Annotated in this window: 16 protein-coding genes and 1 riboswitch; of the genes, 7 read left to right on the plus strand and 9 right to left on the minus strand. The window is 44.8% G+C overall.

Annotated elements, in window-relative coordinates; genetic code table 11:
• Window positions 1-65: 65 nt before the first annotated feature.
• Window positions 66-464: a secondary thiamine-phosphate synthase enzyme YjbQ gene (locus ATL39_RS15975; protein WP_120194377.1), complete on the minus strand. Its 399-nt coding sequence runs from the start codon at window positions 462-464 to the stop codon at window positions 66-68.
• Window positions 465-589: 125 nt separating this feature from the next.
• On the opposite strand from ATL39_RS15975, the gene ATL39_RS15980 reads away from it, so the two are divergent.
• Window positions 590-1,864, plus strand: a complete 1,275-nt coding sequence (locus tag ATL39_RS15980; RefSeq protein ID WP_120194458.1) for a BaiN/RdsA family NAD(P)/FAD-dependent oxidoreductase — start codon at window positions 590-592, stop codon at window positions 1,862-1,864.
• A gap of 33 nt (window positions 1,865-1,897) precedes the next feature.
• Here ATL39_RS15980 and ATL39_RS15985 read toward each other — a convergent pair whose 3' ends face one another.
• Both ATL39_RS15985 and leuS read right to left on the minus strand, forming a co-directional pair.
• Window positions 1,898-2,278 carry a potassium channel family protein gene (locus tag ATL39_RS15985; protein ID WP_120194378.1) on the minus strand — a complete coding sequence of 127 codons (381 nt, stop codon included), beginning with the start codon at window positions 2,276-2,278 and terminating at the stop codon, window positions 1,898-1,900.
• A 283-nt stretch (window positions 2,279-2,561) separates the two neighbouring features.
• Complete coding sequence (gene leuS / locus ATL39_RS15990; RefSeq protein ID WP_120194379.1) at window positions 2,562-4,982, minus strand: leucine--tRNA ligase; 2,421 nt, start codon at window positions 4,980-4,982, stop codon at window positions 2,562-2,564.
• 254 nt (window positions 4,983-5,236) lie between these two features.
• Here leuS and mnmL point away from each other — a divergent pair, with 254 nt between their 5' ends.
• From mnmL to ATL39_RS16005, 3 genes are all read left to right on the plus strand, one after another.
• Window positions 5,237-6,202: a tRNA modification radical SAM protein MnmL/YtqA gene (mnmL, locus tag ATL39_RS15995; protein WP_120194380.1), complete on the plus strand. Its 966-nt coding sequence runs from the start codon at window positions 5,237-5,239 to the stop codon at window positions 6,200-6,202.
• Complete coding sequence (gene mnmM / locus ATL39_RS16000; RefSeq protein ID WP_120194381.1) at window positions 6,199-6,759, plus strand: tRNA 5-(aminomethyl)-2-thiouridylate-methyltransferase MnmM; 561 nt, start codon at window positions 6,199-6,201, stop codon at window positions 6,757-6,759. Before mnmL ends, mnmM begins: the two co-directional genes overlap by 4 nt.
• Before the next feature lie 69 nt (window positions 6,760-6,828).
• Complete coding sequence (locus tag ATL39_RS16005) at window positions 6,829-7,386, plus strand: beta-class carbonic anhydrase (protein WP_120194382.1); 558 nt, start codon at window positions 6,829-6,831, stop codon at window positions 7,384-7,386.
• Window positions 7,387-7,421: 35 nt separating this feature from the next.
• Here the strand turns inward: ATL39_RS16005 and ATL39_RS16010 are convergent, their stop codons facing one another.
• Window positions 7,422-8,480 carry a tetraprenyl-beta-curcumene synthase family protein gene (locus ATL39_RS16010; protein ID WP_120194383.1) on the minus strand — a complete coding sequence of 353 codons (1,059 nt, stop codon included), beginning with the start codon at window positions 8,478-8,480 and terminating at the stop codon, window positions 7,422-7,424.
• Window positions 8,481-8,535: 55 nt separating this feature from the next.
• On the minus strand, window positions 8,536-9,312 hold the full coding sequence (locus ATL39_RS16015; protein WP_120194384.1) for an alpha/beta hydrolase: 777 nt from the start codon (window positions 9,310-9,312) through the stop codon (window positions 8,536-8,538).
• Window positions 9,313-9,414: 102 nt separating this feature from the next.
• Between ATL39_RS16015 and ATL39_RS16020 the strand changes: the two genes are divergently transcribed.
• Window positions 9,415-9,957: a gamma carbonic anhydrase gene (locus tag ATL39_RS16020; RefSeq protein ID WP_120194385.1), complete on the plus strand. Its 543-nt coding sequence runs from the start codon at window positions 9,415-9,417 to the stop codon at window positions 9,955-9,957.
• A 55-nt stretch (window positions 9,958-10,012) separates the two neighbouring features.
• On the opposite strand, the gene ATL39_RS16025 is transcribed toward ATL39_RS16020, so the two are convergent.
• The 3 genes from ATL39_RS16025 to ATL39_RS17660 all read right to left on the minus strand — a co-directional run bounded on the left by ATL39_RS16025 (window position 10,013) and on the right by ATL39_RS17660 (window position 13,801).
• On the minus strand, window positions 10,013-10,537 hold the full coding sequence (locus ATL39_RS16025) for a helical membrane plugin domain-containing protein (protein WP_120194386.1): 525 nt from the start codon (window positions 10,535-10,537) through the stop codon (window positions 10,013-10,015).
• Window positions 10,538-13,519: a formate dehydrogenase subunit alpha gene (fdhF, locus tag ATL39_RS16030; RefSeq protein ID WP_120194387.1), complete on the minus strand. Its 2,982-nt coding sequence runs from the start codon at window positions 13,517-13,519 to the stop codon at window positions 10,538-10,540.
• A 153-nt stretch (window positions 13,520-13,672) separates the two neighbouring features.
• Window positions 13,673-13,801: a hypothetical protein gene (locus tag ATL39_RS17660; RefSeq protein ID WP_281270904.1), complete on the minus strand. Its 129-nt coding sequence runs from the start codon at window positions 13,799-13,801 to the stop codon at window positions 13,673-13,675.
• Window positions 13,802-13,964: 163 nt separating this feature from the next.
• Here ATL39_RS17660 and ATL39_RS16035 point away from each other — a divergent pair, with 163 nt between their 5' ends.
• Window positions 13,965-14,864 (plus strand): helix-turn-helix domain-containing protein, encoded by a 900-nt coding sequence (locus ATL39_RS16035; protein ID WP_120194388.1) that lies wholly within the window; start codon window positions 13,965-13,967, stop codon window positions 14,862-14,864.
• A 37-nt stretch (window positions 14,865-14,901) separates the two neighbouring features.
• Here ATL39_RS16035 and metK read toward each other — a convergent pair whose 3' ends face one another.
• Window positions 14,902-16,113, minus strand: coding sequence for a methionine adenosyltransferase (metK, locus tag ATL39_RS16040; RefSeq protein ID WP_120194389.1), 1,212 nt, complete (start codon window positions 16,111-16,113; stop codon window positions 14,902-14,904).
• A 175-nt stretch (window positions 16,114-16,288) separates the two neighbouring features.
• Window positions 16,289-16,402: riboswitch (SAM riboswitch) on the minus strand.
• Window positions 16,403-16,618: 216 nt separating this feature from the next.
• Between metK and pckA the strand changes: the two genes are divergently transcribed.
• Window positions 16,619-18,217, plus strand: coding sequence for a phosphoenolpyruvate carboxykinase (ATP) (gene pckA / locus ATL39_RS16045; RefSeq protein WP_120194390.1), 1,599 nt, complete (start codon window positions 16,619-16,621; stop codon window positions 18,215-18,217).
• Window positions 18,218-18,232 lie beyond the last annotated feature (15 nt).

Consider the following 18,232-nt stretch of genomic DNA (forward strand, 5'->3'; position numbering starts at 1 on the left):
AATTTTACCATAATTTTCACTGAGAATCTTGTAAATCATTGGAGAAGAACAAATATTTTATCTTATTACCCTATCATTGCTTTTAAATAATAGGTTCTTGTGCGAGGGCCGTCAAATTCGCAGAAATAGATTCCCTGCCATGTACCGAGCACTAATGCTCCGTCAGCAACAATAATCGTCTGCCCCGTCCCTACAGTGCTTGCTTTCAAATGAGAAGCCGTATTCCCTTCCGCATGGCGGTACTTTTCATGATCCCACGGGTATACTTCATCGAGTCTCATAATCATATCTTTTTTTACGTCCGGATCTGCATTTTCGTTCACCGTAATACCTGCGGTTGTGTGGGGGCAGTACACTGTAATTGTTCCATCGCTGACAGCCTGTTCTTTTACATATTTTTCAACTTCTCTTGTAATATCAATAAATTGATCTCTTGTTTTTGTTTTCAGCTGCATTTTTTTCATTGCTTTCCCAGCTCCTCTTCGCTGCCGCTCCCATAGTAGGAGACAGCATGATTATTTGTTATGATAGGATTACTTCAAAAATACACGTTGATGACAATATGTTTATACAAGGAAAGGATATCATAATGCGATACGATACCATAGTGGTAGGAGGAGGACCTGCCGGCCTGATGTCAGCAGCAGCGGCTGCTGAACACGGGGCACGCGTCCTTCTGCTTGATAAAGGAAAAAAACTCGGACGCAAGCTTGCTATTTCCGGCGGAGGACGCTGTAATGTCACAAACCGGATGGAACTTAAGCAGCTTATTGAGCATATACCCGGTAATGGAAAATTTATGTACAGCCCTTTTTCCAATTTTAATAACGAGGACATTATTGCTTATTTTGAAGGACTCGGCATTGAGCTGAAGGAAGAAGACATGGGTCGGATGTTTCCGGTAAATGATAAAGCCGTCACCGTCGTGCAGACTCTTTTACAGGAACTCGACAGGCTGGAAGTGGAAACGAGAAAACAGACAAAGGTTGCTTCTCTTCTGATTGAAAATGGCAGAATTGAAGGGCTGGTCCTGGAAAACGGAGAAAAGCTGTATGCTCCTTCTGTCATCATTGCGACCGGAGGCAAATCCGTTCCGCAGACAGGAAGTACCGGAGATGGTTATCCGTGGGCGGAAGCTGCGGGTCATACGATTACGGAGCTTTATCCGACCGAGGTTCCGATTACGTCCAGCGAACCGTTTATCCAGCAGAAAGTGCTGCAGGGGGCATCATTTCAGGATGTGGCTTTAACCGTCATGCAGCCTAAAGGAAAAAAAATCAAAACCCACCGCGGCGGATTTATCTTTACTCATTTTGGCGTCTCCGGACCGATCAGCCTGCGCTGCAGCCAATACGTTGTAAAGGCATTGAAAAAATATAAAACGGACACGATACCTTTATCACTTGCGCTGTATCCGGACAGCAGCCCGGAAGCTATTTTTCAGCAGTTTATTACTCTTAAAAAAACAAACGGCACAAAAAACAGTAAAAATGCGCTGAAGTCGTGGCTGCCGGAAAAAACACTGCTGTTCTTTCTCGAACGTGCCGGTATAGCTGCCGACGAACCGTTGGACACGATAACAAACGATGCCCTGCGAAAGCTGGCTGACCTCCTGACAGACTTTCGGATTGAAGCAGATGGCACGCTGTCGATTGAAGACGCGTTTGTTACCGGTGGAGGCATTTCCATTAAGGAAATTGATCCAAAGCGGATGGAATCGAAAATGACGGAAGGACTGTTTTTCTGTGGGGAAATTCTGGATGTGCATGGTTATACAGGAGGCTTTAACATCACCTGTGCTTTTTCTACCGGTTATTCCGCCGGTACAGCCGCCGCTGCAATGAAAAATACAGCACCTTTGTAAAAAACAATTAAAACTGGTCAGGCTGGATGCTTTTCACAGATCATCTTCCTCCTTTTTTTGAAGCCGTTTTTCTCGTTTAGCAGCTTTATCTCTCAGTTTTAACTGTTGCATGTAATAGAGAATTTTTGTTGCAAACGCTAAAATCAATCCAACACCGCTCAGTATGTAAATGATAGCAAATATTTTCCCAAAGTCCGTTTGTGGGGAGAAATCACCATAACCAACCGTTGCCAGCGTAACTACACTGAAATAGAGCGCATCCAGCATTGATAGTCCTTCTACGTTACTGTAGAACAATGTTCCGGAAAGCAGCATTCCCCCGGTAAGAGATAGCAGCACCTGAAATTCCGACTCTTTTAAACCTTCAAAAATAGCCTTAACTATACGGCGAAATACTAAAAGAAACGAAACCATGCTACACTCCCCCTTTTTTTCCTTGTAACAAATTTCGCCGTCCTGGTGCAAAAATCCTTTTTCATCCTATTGCCAATAAGTACAGTGCTTTGAAGGAAATTTTTGACAAGATTTTTTACGAGAAAAAGCAAAACTCTAAAAAAGCCGCTGATTTTCCAAAAAACATGGAAAATCAGCGGCTTTATTTATGATCATCGACTTAAAAAACCTAACGGTGACAGATTTTTAACAGCCACTTTTTTAAGAGGTTAGACTTTCTTTGGCTTCACACGTTCTACAGCCATCAATTAGCTACAATATTCACAAGCTTTCCAGGGACTACGATCACTTTACGGATCGTTTTGCCTTCGGTTTCTTCTTTGATTTTTGGCTGTGCCATAGCAAGTTCTTCCGTCGCTTCTTTATCTGCTTCTCTCGCGATCAGCAGTTTGGATTTCACTTTGCCGTTTACCTGTACAACAATTTCTACTTCATCTTCTACGAGCATGTTTTCATCATAAACCGGCCAAGGCTCATAGGTAATCGTGCCTTCATGGCCGAGATACGACCAAAGCTCTTCTGCAAGATGGGGGGCAATTGGAGACAGAAGCTTTGTAAACCCTTCTATGAAAGGCTTAGGAAGTTCTTCCTGCTTATATGCTTCATTTATAAAGATCATCAGCTGGCTGATGCCTGTATTAAACCGAAGATGTGTGAACTCCTCAGTAACTTTAGCAACCGTTTTATGATACGTTTTTTCGAAATCGCCGGACGGTTCTTTATTCGTAACTGCCTGGCTTAATTCGTTATCATTTTTGATAAATAGACGCCATACTCTGTCGAGAAAGCGCCGGGCACCCTCTACCCCATTCTCTGACCAGGCAATCGAGGCGTCAAGCGGCCCCATGAACATTTCATACAAACGCAGCGTATCCGCCCCGTGGGTTTTAACGATCGTATCCGGGTTTACTACATTGCCTTTGGATTTACTCATTTTTTCATTGTTTTCCCCAAGAATCATGCCCTGGTTGTATAAGCGCTGGAACGGTTCCTTTGTAGAAACAACGCCAATATCATACAGCACCTTGTGCCAGAAACGGGCGTATAACAGATGCAGCACCGCATGCTCGGCACCGCCGATATAGATATCGACCGGCATCCAGCGTTTGAGTTTTTCTTCATCTGCCAGCTTTTCCGTATTATCCGGATCAATATAACGAAGGTAATACCAGCAGCTTCCTGCCCACTGCGGCATCGTATTGGTTTCACGGCGTCCATTCATTCCTGTTACTGGATCCGTAACTTCGAGCCAGTCTTTTGCGTTGGCAAGAGGAGACTCTCCCGTACCGGATGGCTTAAACTCATCCATATCCGGAAGAACGAGTGGAAGCTCTTCTTCCGGAAGCGCGCTCATACTGCCATCCTCCCAGTGGATAACAGGAATTGGTTCACCCCAGTAGCGCTGGCGGCTGAAAAGCCAGTCGCGCAGCCTGTACGTGACTTTCTTTTCCCCGGTACCCTGCTCTTCAAGCCATGTAATCATCGCTGTAATTGCTTCTTTTGTGCCAAGGCCGTTCAGAAAACCGGAATGGATATGGGCACCATCACCTGTATATGCTTCTTCTTCAATGCTGCCGCCTTCCAATACTTGAATAATCGGCAGATCGTATTTTTTCGCAAATTCATAGTCACGCTGATCGTGGGCGGGAACGGCCATAATAGCACCGCTTCCGTACGTTGACAATACATAGTCCGCAATCCAGACAGGGACTTCCTCTCCGGTCACCGGATGAATGGCATACGCTCCGGTAAATACGCCGCTTTTCTCTTTCTGCAGCTCCGTGCGCTCCAGATCACTCTTTGTAGCTACTTCTTTTTGGTACGTCTCTACGGCCTGCTTTTGTTCCGCTGTCGTAATAGCAGGCGTGAGCTCATGTTCAGGAGACAGCACGCAGTAAGTGGCTCCGTACAATGTATCAGGACGTGTCGTAAACACGGTGAAAGACTTCGTGGAGCCTCTCACGTTAAAAGTGACCTCCGCGCCTTCCGAACGTCCAATCCAATTACGCTGCATGTCCTTAATGCTTTCCGGCCAGTCGAGGTCTTCAAGATCCTCAAGAAGACGGTCGGCGTATTCAGTGATCTTAAGCATCCACTGTTTCATCGGACGGCGTTCCACCGGGTGGCCGCCGCGTTCGCTTTTTCCGTCAATGACTTCTTCATTAGCCAGAACGGTCCCAAGTGCCGGGCACCAGTTTACGGCGATTTCATCCATGTATGCCAGGTTTTTATTGTAAAGCTGGATAAAAATCCACTGGGTCCATTTGTAGTAATCCGGATCCGTCGTATTAATTTCGCGGTCCCAGTCATAAGAAAACCCCAGAGATTTAATCTGGCGTTTGAACGTGTCGATATTCGATTTCGTAAAGTCACGCGGGTGCTTCCCGGTATCCAGGGCAAACTGCTCTGCCGGCAGGCCGAATGCATCCCAGCCGATAGGATGAAGCACATTGTATCCCTGCATCCGTTTCATTCTGGATAAAATATCGGTGGCCGTATAACCTTCCGGGTGGCCTACATGAAGCCCTGCGCCTGATGGATAAGGAAACATGTCCAGAGCATAATAATCCGGATTATCATTTTGTTCATCTTCTAAACGGAAGGTTTTGTTTTCTTCCCAGTACTGCTGCCATTTCTGTTCGATTTCCTGATGCGGAAATGCCATGTTTACAGCCTCCTCTTTCTCTATATCACGATTATTCCTGTGTTTTTTACCGCAGAGATACTATGTATAAATACATTATATCGTACTTTCGCTTTCTTCACTGAAAAATGGTAATCAATATATGATATTTTATGGATTAACCCCTTGCCTGTCAAGGCAGAGCAGGTATAACCCTATTCCATCGCTGGGTTTTCAAAAATAGGCGTGATAGAATAAAGGATACACTAGATTTACTTATACAGGGAGAGATACACATGAATGCAGATACAGCCTCTCCGCTATTTTGGGGAGACAAACGATATTATACATGGAATCATCAGCTGAAAAATCATTTCGGCGAAAAAATTATTAAAGTTCCTCTCGACGGCGGCTTTGACTGTCCCAACCGGGACGGATCTGTCGCTTCCGGCGGCTGTACGTTCTGTTCCCAGAGAGGTTCCGGGGATTTTGCCGGAGACCGGGGAGAAGATATTATTGATCAATTTCACACGGTAAAAAACCGGATGAACCGAAAATGGAAAAAAGGAAAATATATTGGATATTTTCAGGCCTTCAGTAATACCTATGCCCCGGTAGAGGAATTAAAGGTGATGTTTGAGAGCATTCTTAGACAGGAGGATGTTGTCGGGTTATCTATCGCTACGCGCCCCGACTGCCTGCCGGACGACGTCGTTGAATATCTTGCTGATCTGAATCAGCGGACGCATCTCTGGGTGGAGCTGGGCCTTCAGACTGTGCACGAACGCACCGCCCTGTTAATTAACCGGGCCCATGACTATGAGTGCTATAAAGAAGGCGTGGAAAAGCTCAGAAAGCACAATATTAACGTCTGCGCCCACGTGATCAACGGTCTGCCTCTGGAAACGCCTGAGATGATGCTTGAAACGGTGGAAGAAGTAAGCCGGCTCGATATTCAGGGCATTAAGATTCATCTGCTGCACCTGCTGAAGAAAACCCCGATGGTAAAGCAGTATGAAAAAGGACTTGTCGAGCTGATGTCACAGGAAGACTATATTCAGCTGACCGTAGATCAGATTGAAAGGCTCCCTGCTTCCATTACGATTCACCGCCTGACCGGCGACGGGCCGGCCGAGCTGATGATAGGACCGATGTGGAGCATGAATAAGTGGAGCGTATTAAATGGAATTGATGATGAACTGAAAAGACGCGGCAGCTGGCAGGGTAAATTTGCTGCAGACGTTCAGGAGACTTCCCGATGAAGATGCCGGGCGTTCTTCCGTTCGGACGTCTTCTTTTGGAAAAATACCTTCATAAAGGGGCGGCAGCCATTGATGCGACGGCCGGAAAAGGCGCAGACACTTTATTTCTGGCTGAACGTGCAGACCTCGTGTACGCCTTTGATATTCAAAAACAGGCTATTGATGCGACAGCCCAGCGCATTAATCAGGCAGGATATACCAACGTACACCTTATTCATGACAGCCATGAAAAAATACTGGAATGGGTGCCTCAGGAAGTGATCAACAATACAGCTGCGGTTGTGTTTAATTTAGGCTATCTTCCCTCCGGGGATAAAAGCATCACGACGACAACCTCTTCTACCATTCAGACGCTGGAAAATATGCTGCCTTCCCTGCCTAAAGAATGCGGCATTCTTATTACAGCTTATCCGGGACATACAGAAGGCGCGCGCGAACAGAACGCCGTAGATAAATACATTTCTGCATTGAACCAACATTCCTTTCATGCAGCTAAATACCAGTTTATCAATCAGATAAATCATCCGCCTCTTGTATATGCTTTGGAAAAAAGATAAATCTTACTATATAATAATGAAAGTGCGGTGCAGACGCCGTACAAATTTACCAGGGAAGGGGCCGTAATAATGCCAACGATTGATTCCATTATTGAATTTAACCGGACATTTGTAGAAAACAAAGAATATGAGAATTATGAAACATCAAAGTTTCCCAACAAAAAGCTGGTTGTTTTAACGTGTATGGATACCAGGCTTTCAGAGCTTCTTCCAAGAGCGATGAATCTGCAGCAGGGAGACGCCAAAATCATCAAGAATGCCGGTGCTGTTCTTTCTCACTCTTATGGAAGTATTATGAGAAGTATTATTGTAGCGCTGTATGAACTACAGGCAGAAGAAATTGCTGTAGTTGGTCATTATGGCTGCGGCATGACCGGTCTGGAGCCGGAACCTCTTCTTGAGAAAGCATACAAAAATGGATTAACTGAAGAAAAAGTAGCAGAGATTGAAGCTTCCGGCAACAACGTCCGGCAATGGCTGAAGGGCTTTGAAAATGTGGAAGACAGCGTACGCCAGAGTGTAAATATTATACGCAGGCACCCCTTTCTTCCCGCAGGCACCCCGGTGCACGGGCTCGTCATTTCTCCAGAAACCGGCGCTTTAACCGTAGTAGATAAAGCAGAATAAAAAGAAGAGCTCTGCCGGCCGGCAGAGCTCTTCTTTTATGTTGTTTTACGAAACACCCAGGAGTTTAAATAGAAAAAGGCTGTGGGAAGCCCTCCAAAGCGGATAAAGCGGCCGGCCGTTTTTTTCAGTTCCGGCCGTTTCTGGACCTTTTCATCCGCTAAATAGATGGCGATAATGCCTTTGTTTAATAACGAATGAAACGCTGCATCAGGAAGGCGCTTTAGACGCTTTTCGCCCTCCTGCTTGAATAATTCCATCCGGCGCACCATCGTTTCTTCATTCTCATAGTAGGTACAGAAATTCAGTTCGTCGTCCTGAATATCCTCTTCCTGATCGATGAAGTAATCAAGCAGTATATGCATGCCCTGCACGTAAGGGAAATAGCTGTTTTTAATGGCCTCCGCCTGCCACTCCGCAAGATGGCTCCGTGAAGCATAGGCAGCAAGAGCATAAATACCAAGGGTAGAACCCGTAGACGCACTGAACTCGTACCAGAACATATCGGGCACATGATGCTTTTCTTCTTCGAACCATTCCGTTAAAAGTGATTCCCGATCTTCTTTTTTCACATGTTTGTAAACCTGCAGGTTTCTATAATGCAAAGAGAGCTCTTCCATCGAAGGACGGGCATGGGAGAATCCCGGAAAAACCGAAACATGCTGCTGACAGGCTTCTACGAGCTCCTGCAGGAATCCATTATCTTCGGATTGCGGATGATGTTCATAATATGGATAAGCTTTCTCTTCCGGAGATAAAGCGATCCGAAGCGCTTCATGAAGCGAACGAAAATCCCTCTTATCAAAAGAATCGGTCTCATCACATAAACTATCCAGATAATCACAGATAATCTGATATGCTACGATAAAACGAAGCAGGTCTTCGCGTATCTCTTTTCTTGTCAAAAGAGCATACACGCCTCCTCCTTCGCTGTGAAACGTATTTTCGTTAATGCTGTTCAATGCATGCCCGCGGAGATCCGCATTCGGAATGCCTGCTGCTTTTACGCGCCATTCATCCAATATCGTATGGACACGCGGCACGATTTCTTTTTTTATGTGGTACATCAAAGTCCACATCGTTGTTGGGGCGCTCACTATAATTAAATCCTCCTATTGCATAATAAAATATAAAACACGATGCCATTGTACCCTATAATCTCATATGAATGAAATACATCATAAATCGGAATATTTCTTCACGCTCCGGTTCATTCAGCAATTCGTGGTATAAACCTTTCCACTCCCGCAGGGAACGATCCGTGATTTCAAGCTTGTTAAACCAGTGGTGTGTAGCATGTTTATCTACAATTAAATCAGTGCCTGCCTGCATCACAAGCAGAGACACATCCGGGAATTCCAGGGCATCTGCATGGCTCTGTTTCATCGCTTTGATCAATTCCTGATACCATCTCACCGTCACGGTCGATGTGTTCCACTCATCCGTTTCGTAGGAGGCCCGGGCCTCTTCATTTCTTGTAACATCCGCCGCCTGAATACCGGAATTGGAACTAAAGGTCGGCTTTAGACGATGCAGCATTTTTGTGCTTAAATCTTTCATTCGACCCGGCGGCTGATACAGGCTTAAACACGGAGACGACAATACAACTCCCCGGATCCGCATGCGTCTTTCCATCAGGATGCGGATCGTAACCAATCCTCCCATACTATGCCCGAATAAAAAAACAGGCAGGTCATACCCTGCAGCTTCTGTATACCAGGTGAATACGGCATCTATGTACTGGTCAAAGCTGTCCACATGCCCTCTTTTTCCACGGGTTCTTCCGTGTCCCGGCAGATCCCCGCTTACGACGTTAAACCGCTGGCGGTTCAGCTGTTCAATCATCCACTCATACCTTCCATGGTGTTCCCCGTTGCCGTGTACAATAACGACGGTCGCTCTCGGCCTTTCGACTAACCATGTTTTCATCACGTTACTGACCCGCCTCTCCTGCTTACTTCTCTGTTTATTTTAATTTTGATACACTAGTACTATAAGTGTACAATATATTGACTCATATAGGAGGACTTCATGAAAATATATCCTTATCACGGCATTTATCCAGAGATTGCATCCAGTGTCTACCTTGCAGATTACTCCATTATTACTGGTGATGTAAAAATCGGAGAAGAATCAAGCATATGGTTTCATACAGTAATCCGGGGGGATGTAGCTCCTACTATTATCGGAAAACGGGTCAATATTCAGGACCACTCCGTGCTGCATCAGAGCCCGAAGAATCCCCTTATTTTAGAAGACGATGTAACGATAGGCCATAAAGTAATGCTTCACAGTGCAATTATTCGTAAAAACGCATTGATTGGCATGGGAGCTACCATTCTGGACGGTGCGGAAATAGGGGAAGGTTCTTTCATTGGAGCGGGCAGTCTCGTTCCTCCCGGAAAAAAGATTCCTCCTCATTCACTTGCATTCGGAAGCCCGGCTAAAGTCATACGCGAGCTGAATGAAGAAGACCGAAAAGATATGGCGCGCATCCGCCAGAGCTATGTAGAAAAAGGCCAGTACTATAAACAGATAGCAGAAGAAGAAAATAAAAAACAGCAGAACAGCTGATATTTTCTGCATACCAAAAAGCACCCATCCATAGGATGGGTGCTTTTGTTTGGTTTTATACGTCTGTATCGGGAGCTTTTTTCTCATTTGGCATCGCTTCGCTTTGAGCCGGTGCCTGCCCCATTCCCTGCAGGAAGCTTACCATCAGGGTAACGGTGCGGTTGACTTCCGGATCCCTAAGCAGCTTTAGCAGAGAGAAAATATTTGTTTTGTGTGGATTTTCCTCTTCTTCGGAAACCCGCTCCAGCCCATTGTTTAAACGGTCCAGCATAGGCTTTATCTTATCTACATCAATAGAGCCCGCAAGACCGCCCATTAGAAGAAGATTTTTGATGCTTTTCGTGACACCCGGCTGATCAATGGTTTTCACGAGAATATCCATCACTTCTTCTCCTTCTTTCAGCAGGCCGTTAATAATAGTCAGAACGCCATTACTCTGTAACCCGTTCAGAATTTCAATTGAGCTTAGAATTCCTTCTTTATTAGCTAGAAGAACTTCTTCAATTTCTTTTAAGTCCTGTTTCTTTTGTTCTTCTTCACTGAGGGTGCGTCTTTGAATAGAAGTAATCGGCTCTGCCATTTAAGACTCCCCCTTTTTCACTAAATCTTTCGTGAGGCCGCGGTTTTTCTTAACCGTATCGCCCGGGAATTCGTAATCATCACGTTTCCATTTACGGTGTACTTCCACCCCTTGCTGAGGCTGTGGATTACCATAACGGAAGTTATGCTTCGGAAGCGGCGTTTCACCTTCTGTTTCCAGTACTTCCATCTTAGCTTTTACTTCTTTGTATGCCGGCGTATCGGTATCTTTATCCGAATAGCTGCTTGTTAACAGGTTAATAGCCGCATCTCCGCTGTCATTCATTGATACATACAGCTCATTGCCTGCTACTCTCTCCGTTACAATACATCTTACTTTAATGGCACCGTATGGAGAAATAATCCGTACAAGAGAGCCGTCCTTCACATTGCGTTCGATTGCCAGTTCAGGAGAAACTTCAACAAAGTTATTCGGCGTTTTGTCTTTAATACCCTGAGAACGGTACGTCATATTTCCTTCATGGAAGTGCTCAAGCATTCTGCCGTTGTTTACATGCAGATCGTACTGCTCTTCGTATTGTACAGGCACTGTCCAATCTACAGGGTACAGTCTTGCCTTGCCGTCAGGGAACGGAAATTCGTCCAGGAACAGTACCGGTGAATCCGTACCGTCTGCAAATACCGGCCACTGCAGGCTGTTATAACCTTCCAGGCGGTCATAGGAAACTCCTGCAAAGATATCTGCAAGTGAAGCTGCCTCTGCCATGATTTCTGATGGGTGGGAATAGTTCCATTCAGCTCCCATTGCATTAGCCACTTCCATAATGATCTGCCAGTCCGGCTTGGATTCGCCCATTGGCTCCAATGCTTTGTAAAGTCTTTGGAAACGGCGCTCCGTGTTTGTAAACGTACCGTCTTTTTCAAGACTCGGGCTTGCCGGAAGTACCACGTCAGCAAACTGGGCTGTACGGCTGAGAAAGACATCCTGTACTACATAGAAGTCAAGCTTGGCAAGGGCATCCTGTACATAATTGATATTTGAATCAACCAGGCTCATTTCCTCTCCCTTTAAGTACATAGCTTTCAGCTTGCCGTCATGGATGGCATCAATCATTTCGTGGTTGTTCAAGCCTTTTTCAGATGGAAGGTCTACTCCCCACACATTTTTATATTTCGCACGTACTTCTTCATCCATTACGTCTTCATATCCAGGCATTTTGTCAGGCATGCTTCCAAAATCACTTGCACCCTGCACGTTATTATGTCCTCTAAGCGGATAAGCACCTGCACCCGGCTTGCCGTAGTTACCTGAAACGAGAAGCAGGTTGGAGATCGCTGTGCTCGTGTCGCTTCCTCCTAAATGCTGTGTAACACCCATAGCCCAGAGAATACAGGTTGTTTCTGCTTCATAAACACTTTTCGCAATTTCGATTATATCTTCTTTAGCTATTCCTGTTTTTTCAACGGCATAGTCAAGCGTGTACTTATCAAGGTTGGCTTTGAATTCATCAAGGCCGTTTACTCTCTCTTCAAGGAATTTCTTATCTTCCCATCCCTGATCAAGAATATATTTTGCTGCTGCGGAAAGCCAGATCAAGTCTGTACCCGGGTTTGGACGGACAAACAAGTCAGAGCGTTCCGCCATTTCGTGCTTACGCAGGTCAGCAACGATAAGCTTTTGATCTCTGAGCTTATGGGAGCTTTTCACTCTTGTTGCCAGTACCGGGTGTGACTCTGAAGTATTTGTGCCGACACCAATAACAAGTGCGGAATTTCTAATGTCTTCAATGCCGCCTGAATCACCGCCATAGCCTACGGTCCGGAAAAGTCCCATTGTTGCAGGAGACTGGCAGTAACGTGAACAGTTATCAATATTATTGGTTCCAATAACTCCGCGTCCGAGCTTCTGCATCAGGTACGATTCTTCGTTTGTTGTTTTTGAAGAACTGATAAAGCTGAGGGCATTAGGTCCATGTTCTTCTTTAATAGATGTGAATTTCGATTTAATAAGAGCGATGGCTTCATCCCATGTAGATTCTACAAAAGAATCGCCTTTACGGATAAGCGGCTTTGTTATACGTTCTTCACTATTTGTATAATCCCAGCCAAACTTACCCTTCACACAGGTTGAAATTCCATTTGCCGGTGCTTCTACCTGCGGATCTATTTTTAATATGTCGCGTCCCTTAGTCCAGACGTCAAAGCTGCAGCCTACTCCACAGTAAGTACATACTGTTTTTGTTTTTTCGATGCGGCTTTCACGCATAGCGGCTTCCATATCAGAAATGGCAAGAATAGAACTGTAGCCTGTTTCCACCTGCTTCGTCACTTCGATCATTGGACGCAGTGTCTGCTGGTCAATTCCTGTCATGTAGCCTGCTTCTCCCACCATGGATTTTTCAATGAGGGCGTTGCATGGGCATACTGTTGAGCAGTGACCACAGGACACACAGGAGGACTCATCAATCGGTACATCATTATCCCAGATAACACGCGGCTTCTGGCGCTCCCAGTCAATAGTAAGCGTTTCTGTCACCTGAACGTCCTGACAGGCTTCTACACAGCGCCCGCAGAGGATACACTGATCCGGATCATAGCGGTAAAACGCATTTGTGTTGTCTTCTTCGTAAGGTTTCGGTTCAAAAGGCTCGCTTTGGTGCTCTACTTTCATCTCTTTCACCGTATTATGTATTTCACAGCCGCCATTATTATAATCACAAACTGTGCAATACAACTCATGGTTATGCAGAATCCGGTCCATTGCTACAACTTGTGCTTCCTGTACATCAGATGATACAGAATCTACCACGTCTCCATCATTTAAAGGCGTCGAGCATCCTCTCACCATTTCCCCGTTCACTTTAACCATGCACGTATCACAGGTTTCAATGGCTCCAAGGCTTGGATGATAGCATACGTTAGGAAGTTCTGAAGGTGTTCCAATTGTATATTGCAGGACACTCTGGTCATTTTCTACTGTTTTCTTTTCACCGTTAAAGGTGATTTGAATTCTTTCCGGCAATGTTCATCATCCCTTTCTACTATTGTTAAGCTGCCAAACCCCGCTATCGAGTTTATAGACCTAAACTATAAAAAGTATATACCCCTCATTGCCTTTTGACAAACGTAAAGGAAGATGATCCAAATTATGTAAAGATACCGTACTGCCCGTCAATTAATGTTTGTGGGGAAGATTAAGCGGCATTAGTTGGGAGAATCCTGTAAAAAGCACATCTATCCCCTGAACATTCATTAATATCGTGCATATTGCAGCAGAAGCAAACACATACCCTATTTTATTCAATCAAATCACCTCCTCTTCACAAAAAATAGTATAATATAACTACTACTTATTAACATTTTCCTTTATAAGCCATTTATAGGCATTTTATATAGACTTTTTACTTCCATCTTTAGTACCTGTTGGTTATAATAATTATAGGAATAAACAGAAAGGAGGAAATCTAGTGGACTTTTCGAGAGTAGGGAAAAAAATTCAGGAGCTGCGCCAGTATAATCATATGACCCAGGCTGAACTGGCTGATGGCATCTGCACCCAGGCCCAGATAAGCAAAATTGAAAACGGCTCTATTATCCCGTATTCGAATACGCTTTTTCAAATTGCTGAAAAACTTGGCGCTGATATGTATTATTTCTTTGAAGAAGCCGTTTCAGAGCGCCCGGACTACGTGCAGGACGTTTTTGACCAGCTTGAGGAATGCCGCTTCACGCAGGATTATAAACAGATGGAAGCTTTGATTTTATATGAAAAAGACAACCCTCTTTTTACGCCCCCTTTGTACAAACAGTACATAGCCTGGCATAAGGGAATTTTTTTATACCATCTTTATAGAAAAACGGAAGAAGCCTTCGAGCAGCTTCTATTCTCCATCTCGATTGACCCTAATCCTTCTTTTACCGAAAGAAAAGCCGAGATAAGCAACTCTTTAGCTGTTTTTTATAATCTGGAAGAACGCTACGAAGACGCTGAAGCCCTATGTAAAGAGGCGCTGAATAAATGGAAGCAGATGAAAAAAAGAAAAGATCCTTCTATTGAAATGAAGTTAACCTACACGCTCGCCATTTCACTCACAAAACAACAGCGCTATAAAGAATCAGCGCAGTGGTGTGAAAAAGGCATAAAACGCTGTCTGGAGACAAGAACTATGTACGTTTTCGGTGAGCTGCTTTATCAGAAGGGCCGGAACCTCCTGCTGATGGGAGAAACCGAAAAGGGACTCGAGCACTGGAATGAAGCTTTGGGGATGTTTAAATCCACCCGGCAGCACCATTTGGTCGATTTAATGGACAAAGATATGAATCAGTTTATAAAAGATGGCGTATTAAAAGAAATACACTACGAATAAAAAAAGACGACCCCATTTTAGGGCCGTCTTTCTTTTTTTATTGTTTTTTTTCTTTTGCCAGCTGGTTCAGCAGTTCAGCTTTATCTGTTTTTTCCCACGGCAGATTTACGTCTGTACGTCCAAAGTGGCCGTAGGCAGCCGTCTGTCTGTAAATAGCACGGCGCAGGTCCAGCATTTTGATGATACCTGCAGGACGCAGGTCAAAATTATCCTTCACCAGGTCCACCAGTACGCTTTCCGATACTTTTCCGGTGCCGAATGTTTCCACCGCAATAGATACAGGACGGGCAACTCCGATAGCATAGGCAAGCTGCACTTCGCATCGTTCTGCCAGTCCAGCAGCTACTATATTTTTCGCAACATAACGGGCGGCGTACGAAGCGGAACGGTCTACTTTTGTCGGATCCTTCCCTGAAAAGGCTCCGCCTCCATGACGGGAATATCCTCCATACGTATCCACAATTATTTTTCTTCCCGTCAGACCGGCATCCCCCTGAGGGCCACCGATAACAAACCTGCCGGTTGGATTCATAAAGTACTTTGTTTCTTCATCTAAAAGAGCTTCCGGTACAACAGGGTCAATAACGTGTTCTCTCAAGTCGCTGTCTATCTGCTCCAGCGTAATATCTTCCTGATGCTGGGCTGAAATAACAATCGTTTCTACACGAAGCGGTTTCCCGTCATCACCGTATTCGATCGTTACTTGTGTTTTTCCGTCGGGACGAAGGTAAGGCAGAATTCCTTCTTTTCTCACGTAGGTCAGCCTTCTGGCCAATTTATGAGCAAGGGAAATTGGAAGAGGCATTAATTCTTTTGTTTCGTTATCCGCATAACCAAACATAAGACCCTGGTCTCCTGCACCAATTGCCTCCAGCTCGTCTTCTGTCATTGAACCTTCGCGCGATTCCAGCGCTACGTCGACTCCCTGGGCGATGTCTGCTGATTGTTCATCAATGGAAGTAAGAATGGCACACGTTTCGGAATCAAAACCGTATTTTGCCCTGGTGTATCCCACCTCTTTTAGCGTTTCTCTTACAATCTTCGGAATATCTACATACGTAGATGTACTAATTTCTCCAGCAACAAGCACAAGGCCTGTATTCACTACTGTTTCGCAAGCTACTCTCGCATTTGGATCCTGCGATAATATCTCATCTAATATTGCATCTGAAATTTGATCACACAGTTTATCAGGGTGTCCTTCTGTAACAGACTCTGATGTAAACAGGCGGCGTCCAATTGTTTCCATGAAATATCCTCCTTTTTATCCTGCTTATAACTTATTCTGCCGTACTTCTGCCTGCTGCATACTATTATGCACGCTGCCTAAGCCGCCTTATTATATAGAAGAAGAAGAGAAAGAAAACACAAAACCCCCTTTTCCATGGCGAGGAAAAGGGGGTTTCTATCCGTTCCTTTTTCGCCTCTTATCTTCCAAGACGACAGTCGTCTCTCCAGGTTAGCACCTTTCCGTTTCATACTTTCGGATGGTTGCCGGGTTTCGCAGGGCCTGTCCCTCCACCAGCTCGGGATAAGAGTATCCGTTCGAAAAATATGTTACCTCAGTTCCAATCTCTTGTCAAATAAAGCATTTTCCTATGCTGTATGTCTTAAAAAAAATTTCTTTTCCATTAACAGAATAGCGTGATTTATTTTTGAAAATTTCCAATAGTAGTATAGACTAATATTTTTAATGTGTTATACTAATTAACAATTAGATGATACTATTCAAGAAAAGAAAGGATTTTGCCGCCATGACTACTTTAGATTTTTCCAATGAAATTCATCACCTTCTTCATGGTGACAACATTCATATGAATCTGCCCGTTTCACACCTTGTAGAAAGAGCGTTGGCCAGAAAAGAAGGCATTCTTACAGCCAGTGGAGCCCTTAGTGTGGAAACCGGTAAATATACGGGCCGTTCTCCAAAAGATAAATTTATCGTTGAAGAAGAGAGCGTACTAAATGATATAGACTGGGGCCCGGTAAATCAGCCGATCTCCAAACAGATCTTCACGGATCTTTATAAAAAAGTAATGGCTCATCTTGCTGAGCAAAAAGAACTGTTTGTCACGCAGGCTTTTGCAGGAGCAGACCCTGCCTACCGGCTTCCGATCCGTGTGATTAATGAAGATGCCTGGCATAACCTTTTCGCCAAGCAGCTGTTCATCCGTCCCTCGGAAGAGGAACTGCAGACACATGAGGCCGGCTTTACGATTATTTCTGCTCCACACTTTAAAGCGGACCCTGTCGTGGACAAAACATCCTCCGAAGCATTTGTTATTATTTCATTTGAAGAACGTATTGTACTAATCGGCGGCACCGAATACGCCGGAGAAATGAAAAAATCGATTTTCTCCGTCATGAACTACCTTCTTCCCCAGCAGAACGTATTGTCTATGCACTGTTCAGCCAATGTTGGCACAGAGGGTGATACCGCTTTGTTTTTTGGTCTTTCCGGTACAGGGAAAACTACTCTTTCCGCTGATCCGAACCGCTACCTGATCGGAGACGACGAGCACGGCTGGTCCGATAATGGTGTATTTAACATTGAAGGCGGCTGCTATGCTAAATGTATTAATTTATCTTTCAAAAAAGAGCCCCAAATCTGGAATGCTATTCATTTTGGAGCTGTTATTGAAAATGTTAAAACGGATAAAGAAAGCCGTACTCCTGACTACGATAATGTATCCTTAACGGAAAACACGAGGGCCGCCTACCCGCTGGACAGCATTCCCAATACGATGATGCCGAGCATTTCCGGACATCCATCGACTATTGTGTTTTTAACGGCTGATGCTTTCGGCGTGCTGCCGCCCATCAGCAGACTTTCCAAAGAACAGGCTATGTACCATTTTCTAAGCGGATACACGAGTAAGCTTGCCGGAACGGAACGTGGTATTACGGAACCAGAGGCTACTTTTTCCACATGTTTCGGTTCTCCATTTCTTCCTTTGGAAGCATCCCGTTATGCGGAAATGCTTGGAGATAAAATAGAACAGCACGAGGTAAATGTGTTTCTTGTAAATACCGGCTGGTCCGGTGGTCCTTACGGTGTAGGGGAAAGAATGAACCTTGCTTATACGAGAGCGATGGTTCAGGCAGCACTGCAGGGAGAACTGCAGAACTGCGAAACGGTTAAGGATCCATTTTTCGGCCTTCATATCCCGCTCCGCTGTCCAGGCGTTCCCGATGAGGTGCTTCAGCCGAGACAGACATGGAAAGATACGGCCGCTTATGATGAAAAGGCTAAAGAGCTTTCCCAGCAGTTTCAGGAAAACTTTAAAAAATTTACTTCTGTTTCCGATAACATTCGAGCCGCAGGCCCGAGCGTGTTCGCTTCAGCAGAATAAAGAAAAGCACTGCCG

This window comes from Sinobaca qinghaiensis (assembly GCF_003610495.1).
GTDB classification, from domain to species: domain Bacteria; phylum Bacillota; class Bacilli; order Bacillales; family Marinococcaceae; genus Sinobaca; species Sinobaca qinghaiensis.